Below are 14,369 nucleotides of genomic sequence, written 5' to 3'. Positions count from 1 at the left end.
TGTGCAGAAGGCCCATTCGTGGGTATCCGGCACAACCAGCGGCCGACTTCACGGCCGTGACCGTGCGGAACGCGGTGGTGCGTTCCAGGGGAGGGAGATGTTCACCTTGCGTGGAAACAAGCTGCTGGCCGTGGTGACCGTGGTCGGTGTCTCGGGAGCGCTCCTGGCGGGCTGCGGGGACGACGGGAACGACTCGGGTGGTTCCGAGAAGCCCTTCTCGGGGGAGAGCGCCGACCAGATCGCCGCCAAGGCCGTGGCGGCCACGAAGAAGGCCAAGTCCCTGCACGTCAAGGGTGATACGCGACAGTCGGACGGCAAGACGCTCACCCTCGACCTCTCCGTCGACAAGCAGAAGAACTGCGACGGCACCGTGCAGATCCAGGGCTCCAGGGCCGACGTGCGGCACATCGGTGACACCTTCTACCTGCGTGGCGACGAGCAGTACTGGAAGACCGCGCTCAAGAGCCAGCCGGGCGCCGCGAAGGCGATTCCGAAGCTCCAGGACAAGTGGGCGAAGATGCCCGCCGACGACGCCGTCACCAAGGGGCTGTGCGACAAGCAGGACCTGATCGGGGCGATGGACTCGGACAAGTCCGCGCGCAAGAGCATGAAGAAGGGCGGCACCACCACGGTGGACGGTCAGGAGGCCATCGAACTGACCAAGAAGTCGTCGGCCGGTGAGACGCAGAAGCTGTACGTGGCGACCGAGGGCGAGCCGTACATCCTGCGCGCCACGGCGGAGGGCGGGAAGCGCCCCAGCACCACCACGTTCAGCGACTACGACAAGGAAGTGCGGCCGGAGAAGCCGTCGGCCGGTGACACCGTCGATCCGCGGCAGCTCGCCAAGTCATGAGTGCGTGACGGCGCCGCGGCGGGGCGCCGCTGTGCCGCTCTCCCGCATGTCGCGGTGGGCGAGAGCGGCACGGAGTCGGAAGCACAAGAGCGACTGGGCCTACCGATTCCGGATACGGGCGGGTTTCCCTGGAGGAGCGGTCCCGGTGGTCACCTCACCGGCGGGACCGCCCCCCAGGCGCCTCCGGGGACTCGCCATCTCCCTGGCCCGGACGGCAGGCCTGCTCCGCTTCGAATGGCTCCTGCCGGGTCACGGCGACCGCCACCGCCTCCCCGCCGACGAGATGTCCCGCCGCCTGCGGTCCCTCACGGAACGCACCCGCCTGCTGCGCCCCCAGCCGATCGACTTCACGGCTCTGCGCTGGTGAGCCGGGCGGGCGGAGGCACGGACGAGTCGAACAATTCGCGTGCCTCGGCCGGCCCAGCCGCCTACAGTGACCCTCATGAACGTCACCGGCCCAGGCCTCACCGCGACCGCGCGAGCGACCAGCTCGCCGGTTGCCGCCGTCTGACGTTCCTCTTCCCACCGGCGACCGGAAACGGCCCGTCGGTGGTTCCGTGGCTTCTCCCCATCCGGCCTTGCGGCCTTCAGCCCCGGTGTGACGACCGACGCGGTTCCGTTGTCCGGTGCCTCCCTCGCTGTGACGCAAAGGAGCCACTCTCATGCACACGGAACAGATCGTCCGTACGTTCGTCGAGTACTTCGAGGAGCGGGGGCATCGCCGGATCACCGGCTCGACCTTGCTGCCACCGCCCGGCGACCCGGTCCTGTTCACCACCTCGGGGATGCATCCGCTCACGCCGTACCTGGAGGGACGCCCGCATCCCCTGGGAAGGCGGCTGGTCAACGTACAGCGCTGTCTGCGCACCACGGACCTGGACGAGGTGGGGGACGACACCCATCTGACGGTGTTCGAGATGCTCGGTACGTGGTCGCTGGGCGACTACGAGGGGCCGCGGAGCCTCGACTGGGGATACCGGCTGCTCACCGAGGGGCTCGGGGTGGACCCGGGGCTGCTGCATGCCACTGTGCACGGTGGTGACGACCGGACCGGGCCCGACGTCGAATCCCTGCGGGTGTGGCAGGACCTCGGTGTCCCCGTGGAACGCACGGAGGACGACAACTGGTGGTCCAACGGGCCTGTCGGCCCGTGCGGCCCCGACTCGGAGATCTTCCTGTGGAGCGGGGACACCCCGCCGCGGTCGACGCCGACCCGCGACGACCGCTGGGTGGAGGTGTGGAACCACGTGATGATGCGCCACCGCCGCCTGGAGGACGGCTCCCTCGTGCCGCTGCCGCAGCGCAACATCGACACCGGGCTCGGCCTGGAGCGCCTCGCCGGCCTGCTCCAGGGCAAGTCGTCCGTTTTCGAGGGCGATGCCTTCGAACCCTGGCGCCGCCTCGTACCGCCGCTGTGGACCCTGGACGGACGGTCCCTGCGCCTGGTGCAGGACCATCTGCGTTCGGCCGTCGTGATGATCGGCGACGGGGTGCGTCCGGCCAACACCGGACGGGGGTACGTGCTGCGCCGCCTCGTACGACGCGTCCTCACCGCCCTGTGGCGCGACGACCCGTCGCGTGAACTGTGCGACCTGCCGGGCGAGTTGCTGCTCCACACCCTGGACCGCTTCCGGCAGGAGACGGAGCCCGGCGACGTGCGCCGGCTGCTGGTCGAGGAGGAGCGGCGGTTCAGGGGGCTGCTGGAGCGCGGCCGGCGGGTGCTCGCCCGCCCCCGGTTCCAAGGGCCGCTGCACGACGACGATTTTCTGTACCTCCACGACACCCACGGTCTGCCGCGGGAGCTGGTGGTGAGCCTTCGGCAGGAATGACGGGCCCGGCGGACGCCTTCGCGTATCTGCGGGACGGTGGGCGGACACGCCATGGCCCTCTACGGTCTGAAGGAGGTTGCCGCGCGCCCCAGACCGGCCGAGGTCGGCGCGGTGCTCCTGACAGAGGTCGGTGCGGCTCCCCCGGCCGAGGTCAGTCCGGTGCGGGCGCGGCCGTCAGATAGCGCGTCAGCATGGCGACGAGTTCGTCCTCCAGGCGGCGGGCGTCCAGGGCGCGCGGCGCCGCCACGAGCTGGTGGACGAGTTGCTCCGTCGACACGACGAGGCGGGCAGCGGTGTCGATGTCGGTGACGTGGACCTCCGGATGCCGTGCGAGCAGGTCCCGGGTGAAATCCACCTGGTCCTGCTCGCTCCGGGTGATCCTCTCGATGAGTTCGGGGGCGCGTGGCGTCTGCTCCGCCATGACCTGGAGGAGCCGCGGGTCGTCGAGGTGGTTGTCGATCACGGCGCGCACGAAGGCACGCATGATGGCTTCGAGGGACTCGGGCTGGTCGCCGTCCTGACGGGCCTTGAGCGAGACCGCCCCGGCGTCGAGGTGCCGTGCCACCAGCTCCAGGAGGATCGCGTCCTTGTTCGGGTAGTACTGGTACAGCGATCCGATCGAGATCCGCGCCTGCTCCGCGATGCGGTTCGTGGTCCCTGCGGCGTATCCGTGTTCGGCGAAAACGTGAGCAGCCGCGGCGAGGATGCGCTGCCGGGTGAGCTCGGCCCGCGCCTGGCGCGGTTGTTTGCGTGCTCGGAGCGACTGCGGGTCCGGCACCGTGGCACCTCCTGGGAGCGTGGCGAAAGCGAGTAGCGCAAGATGCGAGTAATTGCTCACAATGGTGCCACGACCTGCGGGAAAGCAGAAAGCAGTAGGCCGTGAGCAGATCCCGGTGAGGTACCCGGCGGGTGCCGGAGGGATAGGCGGCGGACGCTTTCGCGCGGTCGGGACCGTTGCCCCCTTGCGGAACCGAGGAGCCCTTGTGATGCATGCCAGTGTCCGCCCCCGGCGGGTCTCACCGGCCGAAGTCCGTGCGCGGCTCGGCGCACCCGACGCCCTGGTCGAGGCCAAGGTCCTCGACCGCATCGACGAGCACTTCCGGCGCTTCATCGCCCACTCCCCCTTCCTCACGCTGGCGACGGCGGACGCGGCGGGCCGCGCCGACTGCTCGCCCCGCGGCGACTACCCGGGCTTCGTGAAGGTCCTCGACGAGCACACGCTCGCCATGCCCGACCGGCCCGGCAACAAGATCGCGGACACCTTCCGCAATCTGGCGGAGAACGACGGCATCGGGATGTGCTTCCTCATCCCCGGCATGCGCGAGACGCTGCGCGTCAACGGCAGCGCGTACGCCACCGACGAACCCGACGTCCTCGCACGCATGCACACCGAGGGCCGGGAGGCCGAACTGGCCCTCGTCATCGAGGTCGCGGAGGCCTACTTCCACTGCGGCCGCGCGCTGGTCCGCTCCCGGCTGTGGGACCCCGCGAGCCAGGCGCTCGCCGACGAGATGCCCACGGTGGGCGAGATGACGACCGCGCAGCTCAACCTGGCCATCGACCCCAAGGACCTCGACGCGGGCCTCGAAGAGGCCTACCAGACCCTCTACTGAGAGGGCCTTCCGCCCGTCCGGGCCATCCGAGCCAGGCCCTCCAAGCCGGGATCTACAGGCCGGGCTCTTCAGGCCGGGCCCTCCAAGTCGGGCTCCTCAGGCCGCCACTCCGAACCAGGTGAATCAGCTATGCAGCAGCACACCGTGATCGACCGCGCCGAAGACATCGCCGAAGGCGTCGTCTCGCTCCTCCTGCGCGGCACCACCGGCTCCCTGGCGCCTTGGGAACCGGGCGCCCACATCGACCTGTCCCTGCCGAACTGGCTCACCCGCTCGTACTCGCTGTGCGGCGACCCCGCCGACGCGGAGCACTACCGCGTCGCGGTACGCCACGACCCGCTCAGCCGGGGCGGTTCGGAGTACATCCACCACTACATCCGTGCGGGCCGCGCCCTGAAGGTGTCGCTGCCCCGCAACCACTTCCCGCTGCTGCCCGCGCCGCGGTACCTCTTCCTGGCGGGCGGGATCGGCATCACCCCGCTGTTGCCCATGCTGGCCGCGGCCGTCGAGGCGGACGTCCCCGCGACGCTGGTGTACGCGGGCCGGTCGGCCGCGGCCATGCCGTTCGCCGAGGAGCTGCGCTCGCGCCACGGCGACCGGGTGCGGCTCGTCGCCACCCGCGAGGACGGCAGACCGGACCTGACCGCCCTGGCCGCCGGTCTAGCGCCGGACACCCTGGTCTACTGCTGCGGCCCCGCCCCGATGATCGCCGCCGCGCAGGCAGCGTTCCCCGCCGATCGGCTGCACACGGAGCGCTTCCGCCCGGCCCCTCGGGTCTTCGCCGAGAACAAGCCGTTCGACGCGGTGTGCGCCCGCTCGGGACGCACCGTCCCGGTCCCCGCCGACCAGTCCCTCCTGAACGCCCTGAACCGCGCGGGGATCCCTGTGGCCGCCGGGTGTCGCGAAGGGGTCTGCGGCAGTTGCGAAATCACCGTGCTCTCCGGCACCCCGGAACACCGGGACGACATCGGCGCCTCCGACAGCCGCGTCTACGCGTGCGTGTCACGGGCGCTCACACCGGAGTTGGTCATCGACCGCTGACGCCCGGCGGCGTCGCGGACCGGTGACCAACTCCGGTGTGAGCGCTCGCGAACCGTGTCGCGGGCCGGTGGCCTTCACGCGCCCACGAGCAGTGTCGCGGCCGGTGACGGACCTCGCGCCCCCGTGACACGCGAGGTCCGTCACCGGCCCGGCACCTATCGTGCGGGGGTGCCGCAGTACTCGGCGTTCACGAGGGAGAGCATCGTGCCCCCGTCCCAGTCGCCGTTGTAGTTGAAGGCGAGCTGGTGGCGGCCGTCCTCGGTGCTGGTGGCGAAGGAGAGCCACCCCACCATGCCGCCGCCGTGCCCCCACACCGTCGTGCCGCAGCTCGTCCTGAACCGTTGCAGGCCGAGGCCGTAGAACGTGTCCGGCGAGTCGGGGCTCGTGACAGTGGTCTTCATGGCCTTGAGCTGCTTGGGCGAGAGCAGCTTGCCGCGCAGCAACGCGCTGTAGAACCGGTTCAGGTCGTGGGCGCTGGAGATGATGTCGCCGTCGGCCCAGCCCTGTGAGCCGTTCATCTCGGTGATGTCGTCGATCCGGTCCGGCTGGTCGCGGAACAGCTTCGCGTAGCCGCGGCTGCTCGGCTGCGGCAGGTGGATGCCGTTGCCCGGATTCGTGGTGGCCTTCAGACCCAACGGCTTGATGATGCGGTCGCGCACCTCCGCCTCGTACGTCCGGCCGCCGACCTCTTCGATGATCAGCCCGGCCAGGATGTAGTTGGTGTTGGAGTAGTCGTGCTTGGCCCCGGGCTCGAACTCCGGTGCGTGGGAGAGCGCCACCTTGACGTGCTTGAGCGGCGGCAGGGTGTCGTAGCGGTGCTTGAGATAGCCGTCGCCTTCCATGTAGGTGGCCGAGTACTCCTCGTCGGCCAGGTAGTCGAACAGGCCGCTGGTGTGGTTGAGCAGCTGCCGTACGGAGATCTTGCGGCCGTCGTTGCCGTTGCCCCGTACCAGGCCCGGCAGGTGGCGGTCCACGGTGTCGTCGAGGCTGAGCTTCCCCTCGTCCTCCATCTGGAGCAGCACCGTCGACACGAACGTCTTGGTGATGCTGCCGACGCGGAACTTGTCGTTCTTGCCGCGCGGCTGGCCCGTCCTGAGGTTGCCCACCCCCGACGCCGACTTCCAGACGCCCTTGGCGTCCCGCGCCGCGGCCGTGACGCCGGGCGTGCCCGACTTGACGGCCGCGTCCATGGCGCGCTGCGTCGCCTCGTGGCCGGCTGCCGTCGCCGGGAGGGCGGTGTCCGGCGCGGCCCCGGCGGGAGCCACCAGGGCGGTCGCCGCCACCGCCACCGCTGCGAAACCCACGACGGCGGCCTTGGATCTCGTCCGTAACGTCATCGACGTCACTCCCTACTCCTCACAATCGTCTGCACAGAGCGGTACCGCATATGAGGACCGCGAACAAACGCACCGTGGTTGAGCAGTGCCCGGAACTTGTCGTCAACGCGCTTGTGGCATCGGGCTGTTGTCCGCGTGCGCCCGGACCTCAGGAGGCCTCCGGGTACCAGCGCAGCTCCACGGTGTTGCCGTCCGGGTCGCGCACGTACAGGGAGATGGCGGTGCCGCGCGCGCCGAAGCGCTTGCCGGGGCCGTCCACCACCGTGAAGACACCGGAGTCGATGACCTCCTGCCAGTCGAGCGGTTCCACCACCAGGCAGATGTGGTCGACGTTGGTGCCCTCCGGTCTGCCGTCGGGCGACTCGACGAGGTCGATGATCGTGGTGGGGCTCACCCGCACCGACGGGAAGGGCGCCTCGCCGGCGCGCCACTCCTCCACGCGCACGGGTTCAAGCCCCAGCGGGCCGGTGTAGAAGGCGAGCGAGCGCTCGATGTCGGCGGTGTTGAGGACGAGGTGGTCGAAGGCGATCACACGCATGGGAATCTCCGCGGGTTGAGGGGTACGGGACTGGTGGTGCAGCGGTGCGGCCGGTTCTCGACTGCCCCGGCCCGCCGTCGACTTCAGCATCGCCCTACGGGCATCCATCGGTCCAACACATGTTTGTCATCGGTATCCATCGTGTTTCACGATGGATCGATGGATCTCCAGCAGATGCGTTACGTCCTCGCCGTGGCGGACACGGCGAGCTTCACCCGTGCCGCCGAACGGTGCCACGTCGTACAGTCCGCCCTGAGTCATCAGGTGGCCCGCCTGGAGAAGGAACTGGGTGCCCGGCTGTTCGAGCGGACCAGTCGCCGGGTGCGGCTGACCGCCGCCGGTGAGGCCTTCCTGCCCGCCGCCCGGCAGGCGTTGGAGGCCGCCGAGCGGGCCCGCGCGGAAGTGGCCGCGGCCACCGGTGAGATACGGGGCGGGCTGACCGTCGGATCGATCCCCACCGTGACGGCCGTCGATCTGCCGGCCGTGCTGCGGGACTACCGCCTGCGCTACCCCCGGGTGCGGATCAGTCTGCGGGCGGGCTCCAGCGAGCGCCTCGTCGAGCAGGTGCGCGACGGTCTCCTCGACGCGGCCTTCCTCGGCGTGCTGCCCGGATTCCGGCCGCGGGGCGTACGCCACCGGGAACTCGCCCACGGGCGGCACGTCGCCGTCGTCGCCCCGGACCATCCGCTGGCCGCCCGCCCCGAGGTGGACCTGGGCCGGCTCGCCGACGAGGCGTTCGTCGACTTCGCCGAGGGCAGCGCCGCCCGCGCGCAGTCGGACCGGGCGTTCGCGGCGGCCGGGCTGCGGCGTGAGGTCGCCTTCGAGGTGTCCGGTGCCGAGCTCATGGTGCGGATGGTCCGGCACGGCCTGGGCATCGCCCTGCTGCCCGGGAGGTTCGCCGCGGAGCTGCACGGCGTGCGCACCGTTCCGGTCACCGACGGTCCCGTACGGGTGGAACACCTCGTCTGGAGCCGGTTCCCGCCGTCACCCGCTGCCGCCGCCTTCCTCGAACTCCTCGGTTCGGAACCCCTCGGTTCGGAACCCAACGGTTCTGAAGAGCCAACCGAACATGCTCCATTTGCACCAGATGGAGGTAAATGATGCACTGATGGTGTACGCCGGGTTGCGGCCGCCGAGCCCCCTGTCCCAGCTCGCGGGCGCGAGCCGAACCCGCCGGTGAGGAGGCGCTCACCCATGCCGGAGTTCGACCGCGGGCCGACGGCCCTGTTCGCCGACTTGCTGACGCAGGTGCCCGATCCGCCCGTCGAGGACGCCTTCTGGTTCGACTGGGGGCCGGTCTTCTACCGCGGCCGCCTCGACGGTTCGGCCCGTCTGCTGATCGTGGCATCGGACCCGGGCCCGACCGAGCGGATCGCCGGGCGCAGCCTCGTCGGCAACGCGGGCCAGCGCGTCCAGGGTTTCCTCAGCAAGCTCGGCCTGACACGCTCCTACGTCTGTCTCAACGCGTGGGCCTACGCGGTCCACCCGAGCCAGGCGTTCGCCATGAAGGAACGGCTCGACGACCCGGAGCAGAAGCAGTGGCGCAACGCCGTCTTCGACCGGGCCACGGACGCCACCCTGCAGGCAGTCGTCGCCATGGGGTTCATGGCACGCGAGGCGGTGCGGCTGTGGGCCGCACGCCCGCATGTGCCGCTCGTCGAGGTCCCCCACCCCTCCAGCCACGATCCGGTGGCCCTCCTCGACGCCTGGCGCGACGCCGTCGCCGAGCTGCGGGAGGTGGTGACCCCGGACGACGACGGGGACAACACCGGCCCCACCTACGGCACCGAGTTCCGCGAGTCCGACTACAGCGCGGTCCCCCGCCGCGATCTGCCCTTCGGCGCCCCGCAGTTCCTCGGCGACGACGCCTGGGTACGGGCCACCGCGGGCGGACCGCAGAACTCCGTCAGCCGCCCGTCGCCGGACGACAAGCACACGCTGCTGTGGAAGGCGCCGGGCTGATGGCGCTCGTGCTGCGGGGCACGGTGGTCACCTGCGACGAGGACCACCGGATCCTGGACCCCGGAGACGTGTACGTCGGTGACGACGGCCGGGTCGCCGCGGTGCGCGCGGCGGGGCAGGCACCGCCCACGGGGTTCGCGCAGGCGCCGTCGACGGACACGGGCGGGCTGATCCTGCCGGGCCTGATCGACCTGCACAACCACCTGCTCTACAACACGCTCCCGCTGTGGGAGGCGCCCGGCGTGCCCTATCAGCACCACGACCGGTGGGTCGGCGAGAAGCATCCGCCGGACTACTCGACGTCGGTCACCTGGCCCGCCAAGGTGCTCGGCCAGGCCGCACCCGAGGCGCTCCTCAAATACGTCGAGGTCAAAGCCCTGATCGGCGGGACTACTGCCATCCAGGGCGCCCCGCTGTCGACCCGTCCCGTCGACGGCTGGCTGCTGCGGATCATCGACAACGAGAAGCTGCCCGCGGGCGCCGACATGGTGATGACCGCGGCGCTCCAGCTCGACGCCGAGGTGCTGCGCGAGGAGCGGGCGCCCAAGCTCGACGGCACCCGGCTGCTGATCTACCACGTCGCCGAGGGCAGGGTCGGAACGATCGTCCGCCGCGAGTTCGAGGACCTCGAACCCTGCCTGCGGCCCGGCCTGATCGGCGTGCACGCCACCGCCCTGACCGCGGCCGACTTCAAGAAGTGGCAGAGCGCGGTGACCGCCGTCGACGCGGCCGAGAAGGCCACCGTCGTGTGGTCGCCGTTCTCCAACCACTGGCTGTACCACGAGACGACGGACGTGGTCGAGGCGGACAAGAAGGGCCTGCGCATCGCGCTCGGCTCCGACTGGTCGCCGTCGGGCACCAAGAACGTGCTCGGCGAGCTGAAGGTCGCCGACGCCGTCAACCGCCACGAGCTGGGCGGGCGCTTCAGCGACCGCGAGCTGTGCGACATGGTCACCGCCAACCCCGGGGACGCCCTGGCGACCGCCTGGGGCCCGCACGTGGGCCGTCTGCGGCGTGGCAGCGCGGCCGACCTGCTGGTACTCGAACACCACACGCCGGCACAGGACGCCTACCGCAATCTCATCGACGCCACCGAGCGCCACATACGTCTGGTGATGGTGCGCGGCAGGCCGTTCTACGGCACGCCGTCCCTGATGAAGGCCACCGGGGCGGAGGACACCGACGCCATCACGGTGGCCGGGAGCAGGCGCCGGGTGGCGGTGCGCGAACCCGGACGGACCGACGCCGCCCTCGACTGGCCCGGCGTCAGAAGGGCGTTGGAGAAGGTACGCGGCGACCCGGTCGCCGCCTGGCGCGCTTCCCAGGACGCGCTCGCGGACTGGGGCGGACCGCTCGACGACCCCGAGGCGCCGCTGGCCCTGTTCGGCGACATGCCCGAGGGCGACACGGGCGCGTTCGCCGCCGCGGGCGAGGTCCCGCTGGACCTCGTCGTCCCGCGCCCGGACCCGCTCACGCACGACGCCGCCTTCTTCTCAGCGGTCGCGCGCGCGGGCGTGCCCCAGCTCCAGCACCTCGCGGACTACTACCCATGAGCTCGACGGTGGTGATCCGGTCATGAGTCCTACGGTGGTGATCCGGTCATGAGCCCGACCGCGGCGATCGCGGAACCCGCCCGCACCCTGCCGGAGTCGACCGGGCTCAAGGAGTTCATGGAGCGGGTCGAGGCCGACCCGCTGCCGCTCGCCGCCCGCTACCAGCTGGTGGCCGCCGCCCGTGTGCTCCTGGAGGAGCTGTACGTCCACCTCCCGCTCAAGCGGGCCATGCACGCCACCGATCCGGTGCAGCGCCTGCGCCTGTTGGAGCGCCGCCTCCAGCCCCTCAGCGAGCCGCAGTTCCACGCCGAGCTGACGGACGTCTTCCGTGACCTGCGCGACCTGCACACCGGCTATCAGCTGCCCGATCCCTACCGCGGACACGTGGCGACGCTGGGCTTCCTCGTCGAGGGCTACGCCGACCCCGACGGGACGCCCCACCACATCGTCTCCAAGATCGACAGCTCGCTCGTGCACGCGGGCCTCGACGTCGGCGCCGAACTCCTCGCCTTCAACGGGGTTCCCGTCGAGCGGGCCATCGAGCGCAACGCGGCCGCCCAGGCGGGCTCCAACGCCGACGCGCGCCTGGCCCGCGGCCTCGAATCGCTGACGCTGCGCCCGCTGCGCACGGGTCCGCCGCCGGACGAGCACCAGGTGCTCCTGGCCTACCGCACCCCCGGTGGACGCCACCGCGAGACACGGGTGCCGTGGCGCGTACGGGCCGTCGAACAGCGCGCGGGGCGCGTGCAGGATCCCGTTCCCACACTGGCGACCGGGCTCGGCATCGACGTGGGGAGCGAGGTCCGCAGGCAGGTGAAGCGCGCGCTCTTCGCGCCGCCCCGGGAGCGGCGTTCGGCCGCGCGGGCGCCGCGCGGCGCCGTCAGCCACCGGACGCTGCGGATCCGTGGCCGCTCGTACGGGTATCTGCGCGTCTTCTCGTTCAACGTCGCGGGCGCCCGGTCGTTCGCCGAGCACGTGGCGCGGATCGTCGAGGACGCCCCGGCGGGCGGTCTCGTCGTGGACGTCCGCGGCAACCCCGGAGGCCATGTCCCGGCAGCCGAGTCCGCCCTTCAGGTCCTGAGCGCGCGGCCCGTCGCGCCGGTGAGCTTCTCCCTGCCCACGACGCGCGCCGCGCTCGCCCTCGCCCGCTCGAACCCCGCCTTCCGGGTGTGGACGCGCTCGATCCAGGACGCGGTGGAGACCGGCGAGGTGTACTCGCAGGCGTTCCCGCTCACCGACCCCGAGGCGATCACCGCCGGTCTGCCGCGGTACACCGGACCGAAGGTCCTGATCACCGACGCCCTGTCCTACTCGGCCGCCGACATCTTCGCCGCCGGTTTCCAGGACAACGCCCTCGGGCCCGTCCTCGGCACCGCCCGGCGCACCGGCGCGGGCGGCGCCAACGTGTGGACGCACGAGCTGCTGCGCGTGTGGCTGCCCGAGCTGCTCGGCCAGCTGCCGCGCGGCGCCGGGTTCCGCGTGGCGCTGCGGCGGGCCACCCGAGCACGCGGCAACGTCGACGTCCCCCTGGAGGACCTCGGCGTGCAGGCGGACGAACTGCACCGGCTGACCCGGCGCGACGTCACCGGGCGGAACAGGGACCTGCTCGCGGCGGCGGTCGCGCTGCTCGGCTGAGCCCTCGTGGGCGGCCCGGCGGTCGTGCCCTCGTCCGTGGTCAGTGCCAGCCGAAGCGGCGGTCGACGACCGCCTCGAACTCCTCGATCGTCAGGACCGCGTCCCCGTTCTGGTCGGCGGCGTCGAACAGCGCGGAGGAGTCGTCGGCGTCCCCGAGGCCCCAGAACGGCAGGTCCCCCGACGCGGCCAGGGAGGGCCCCTTCGTCCGCAGCGCGACGATCACCTCCACCCGGCTCAGCGTTCCGTTCTCGTCGAGGTCCAGTGCCTTGAACAGCTTCCGGGCCTTCTCACTCATCGCGTGGTCCTCATCCTCGACACTCGTGGGCGGGTGGGTCGGTGCGTGTGCCGGGCGCGGGCGGGAGACGGGCCCGGACACGCGTCAAGTATGTCCGGCACGCGCGCTTGGTCACCGGACAACCCCGCATCGGGGCAACCCGGGTCAGGGGTAGTGCGCAGGCACCAGGGCGGGTGCGCGGCTGGTCCCGGCGCACCAGGGGGAAACGGCGGCGGCGGACGATGCCGGGCGGGGCGCCGACGGGGAGCGTGGGAGGCGCGCGCACCCCCGACGACGAAGGCGCGCACCTCGACGACGAAGAGGACGCCCATGTCCGTAGCTGTGATTCCCCCTGCCCGCATCGGGAGGTTGTCGATCGGTGCCCTCGGCATCCTGGCCCTGGCCCTCGGCACCCTGCAGTCGGTGGTGGAGCCCGCGCTCCCCCAGTTGCAACGCGAGTTGGGAGTCAGTCCCGCCGAAGGGGCCCTGATCGGCAACACGTTACTCATCACCGGCGCGGTGGTCGCACCCGTCGCGGGCAAGCTGGGCGACCGCCACGGCGGGAAACGGGTCCTCGTCCTGCTGATGGCGGTGGTCTCGGCCGGTGGTCTGCTGGCCTCCGTGGCGCCGAACCTTCCGGTCCTGTTGGTGGGCCAGACCTTGCAAGGGGTCATGGTGGGGGCGTTGCCCCTGTCCTTCATCCTGGTGCGCAAACACCTGTCCGGGCCCGCGTCACGGGTGGCGATCGGCCTGGTCATGGCGCTGTTCACGGGCGGCGGCATGGTGGGGACGCTGGTTGCCGGGCCGCTCGCGGAAGGCATGTCGTGGCACTGGATGTTCGCGCTCCCCACGCTCGTGGTCGTCGTGACGACGTCGGTCGTGGCCCGGCTCATGCCGCATGATCCGCCGGTGCGCGCGGACGACAGGATCGACTGGCCCGGCGTGGTCCTGCTGAGCGGCACACTGCTCGTGTTCATGCTCGGACTCGTACGGGTGACGGGTGCGGGCCTCTCCCCCCTCGCGGCGGGCGGCGTCGCGGTGGCCGTGGCCGCGCTCGCGGCCTGCTGGGTCGCCGTCGAACGGCGCGCGGCCGCACCGATGGTCGATCTGCGGATGCTGGCGAAGCCCGCGATGTGGCACTCGTGCGCGCTCACGTTGGTCGTCACCACCAGTTTCGGGATGGTGAGCTTCCTGCTCCCGCAGCTGTTCGCTATCTCGGCCGACGGGTACGGCTTCGGACTCGGCACCACCGACATCGGCCTGTTGCTGCTGCCCGGTGCCGTCGCAGGGGCGGTGAGCGACTCGGTGGGCGGGGTCGTGGCGCGGCGTGCCGGGCTGCGCGCCGTGCTCGTGGGGGGCGCCGTCGTCACGGCGGTCACGACGATCGCCCTGGCGACGCTGCACGCCGCGGCGTGGCAGCTCATGGTCGCCAAGGCGCTGACCGCGGCGGCCGCGGGTGTCGCCTCCACGGCGCTGCTCACCCGCACCGCGACGGCCGTCGAGACCAGGGACACGGGCATCGCCACCAGCCTGCTCGTGGTGACGCGGGTGATCGGCGTCGCCCTCGGTGTGCAGATCGGCGGCGCGATCCTCGACGCCGGGTCCGACGCGGCGACGGGCCTGCCGACCGAACCGGCCTTCGCCACCGGCTTCGCCGTCGCCGGGGCCGTCGCCACACTCTCCCTCCTCGTCGTCCGCCTCACGAAGAGCCACACCACACCGAGCCACACCCGG

At 71.4% G+C, this 14,369-nt stretch carries 12 protein-coding genes and 2 pseudogenes; 10 read left to right on the top strand and 4 right to left on the bottom strand.

From position 1 onward, the window contains the following. Positions 1-106: 106 nt before the first annotated feature. From GPA10_RS11590 to GPA10_RS11580, 3 genes and pseudogenes are all read left to right on the top strand, one after another. The gene (locus tag GPA10_RS11590; protein WP_246259016.1) at positions 107-853 is read left to right on the top strand and encodes a hypothetical protein; all 747 of its coding nucleotides are present in this window, start codon (positions 107-109) and stop codon (positions 851-853) included. 190 nt (positions 854-1,043) lie between these two features. Then, positions 1,044-1,220 (top strand): annotated as a pseudogene (locus tag GPA10_RS11585) (MBL fold metallo-hydrolase); the annotation flags it as partial. A 295-nt stretch (positions 1,221-1,515) separates the two neighbouring features. After that, positions 1,516-2,682, top strand: coding sequence for an alanine--tRNA ligase-related protein (locus GPA10_RS11580; RefSeq protein ID WP_157165415.1), 1,167 nt, complete (start codon positions 1,516-1,518; stop codon positions 2,680-2,682). A 151-nt stretch (positions 2,683-2,833) separates the two neighbouring features. Here GPA10_RS11580 and GPA10_RS11575 read toward each other — a convergent pair whose 3' ends face one another. Continuing rightward, positions 2,834-3,460 (bottom strand): TetR/AcrR family transcriptional regulator, encoded by a 627-nt coding sequence (locus GPA10_RS11575; RefSeq protein WP_343040680.1) that lies wholly within the window; start codon positions 3,458-3,460, stop codon positions 2,834-2,836. Between the two features lie 208 nt (positions 3,461-3,668). On the opposite strand from GPA10_RS11575, the gene GPA10_RS11570 reads away from it, so the two are divergent. Both GPA10_RS11570 and GPA10_RS11565 read left to right on the top strand, forming a co-directional pair. Beyond that, on the top strand, positions 3,669-4,295 hold the full coding sequence (locus tag GPA10_RS11570; protein ID WP_157165413.1) for an MSMEG_1061 family FMN-dependent PPOX-type flavoprotein: 627 nt from the start codon (positions 3,669-3,671) through the stop codon (positions 4,293-4,295). Between the two features lie 129 nt (positions 4,296-4,424). Further along, a complete protein-coding gene (locus tag GPA10_RS11565) occupies positions 4,425-5,336 on the top strand; it encodes a PDR/VanB family oxidoreductase (protein ID WP_157165412.1) in 912 nt (303 codons plus the stop codon). A gap of 155 nt (positions 5,337-5,491) precedes the next feature. On the opposite strand, the gene GPA10_RS11560 is transcribed toward GPA10_RS11565, so the two are convergent. Continuing rightward, positions 5,492-6,673 (bottom strand): serine hydrolase domain-containing protein, encoded by a 1,182-nt coding sequence (locus GPA10_RS11560; RefSeq protein ID WP_157165411.1) that lies wholly within the window; start codon positions 6,671-6,673, stop codon positions 5,492-5,494. Positions 6,674-6,821: 148 nt separating this feature from the next. Continuing rightward, entirely contained in the window at positions 6,822-7,211 is a 390-nt protein-coding gene (locus GPA10_RS11555) for a VOC family protein (RefSeq protein WP_157165410.1), read from the bottom strand. Between the two features lie 159 nt (positions 7,212-7,370). On the opposite strand from GPA10_RS11555, the gene GPA10_RS11550 reads away from it, so the two are divergent. The 4 genes from GPA10_RS11550 (at position 7,371) to GPA10_RS11535 (ending at position 12,361) form a co-directional block, all read left to right on the top strand. Beyond that, the gene (locus GPA10_RS11550; RefSeq protein ID WP_157165409.1) at positions 7,371-8,312 is read left to right on the top strand and encodes a LysR family transcriptional regulator; all 942 of its coding nucleotides are present in this window, start codon (positions 7,371-7,373) and stop codon (positions 8,310-8,312) included. A 93-nt stretch (positions 8,313-8,405) separates the two neighbouring features. Next, complete coding sequence (locus GPA10_RS11545) at positions 8,406-9,173, top strand: uracil-DNA glycosylase family protein (RefSeq protein WP_157165408.1); 768 nt, start codon at positions 8,406-8,408, stop codon at positions 9,171-9,173. Beyond that, on the top strand, positions 9,173-10,726 hold the full coding sequence (locus GPA10_RS11540; protein ID WP_157165407.1) for an amidohydrolase family protein: 1,554 nt from the start codon (positions 9,173-9,175) through the stop codon (positions 10,724-10,726). Before GPA10_RS11545 ends, GPA10_RS11540 begins: the two co-directional genes overlap by 1 nt. Positions 10,727-10,774: 48 nt before the next feature. Next, positions 10,775-12,361, top strand: a complete 1,587-nt coding sequence (locus GPA10_RS11535) for a S41 family peptidase (RefSeq protein ID WP_157165406.1) — start codon at positions 10,775-10,777, stop codon at positions 12,359-12,361. A gap of 40 nt (positions 12,362-12,401) precedes the next feature. Here GPA10_RS11535 and GPA10_RS11530 read toward each other — a convergent pair whose 3' ends face one another. Then, the gene (locus GPA10_RS11530) at positions 12,402-12,656 is read right to left on the bottom strand and encodes an EF-hand domain-containing protein (protein ID WP_058846869.1); all 255 of its coding nucleotides are present in this window, start codon (positions 12,654-12,656) and stop codon (positions 12,402-12,404) included. A gap of 309 nt (positions 12,657-12,965) precedes the next feature. Here GPA10_RS11530 and GPA10_RS11525 point away from each other — a divergent pair. Continuing rightward, positions 12,966-14,342: pseudogene (locus tag GPA10_RS11525) on the top strand (MFS transporter); the annotation flags it as partial. Between the last annotated feature and the right edge of the window lie 27 nt (positions 14,343-14,369).

Source organism: Streptomyces typhae (assembly GCF_009755605.1).
Lineage (GTDB): Bacteria > Actinomycetota > Actinomycetes > Streptomycetales > Streptomycetaceae > Streptomyces > Streptomyces typhae.
Note: the sequence above shows the minus strand (reverse complement) of the source record. Positions and strands in the feature narration are given on the sequence as shown.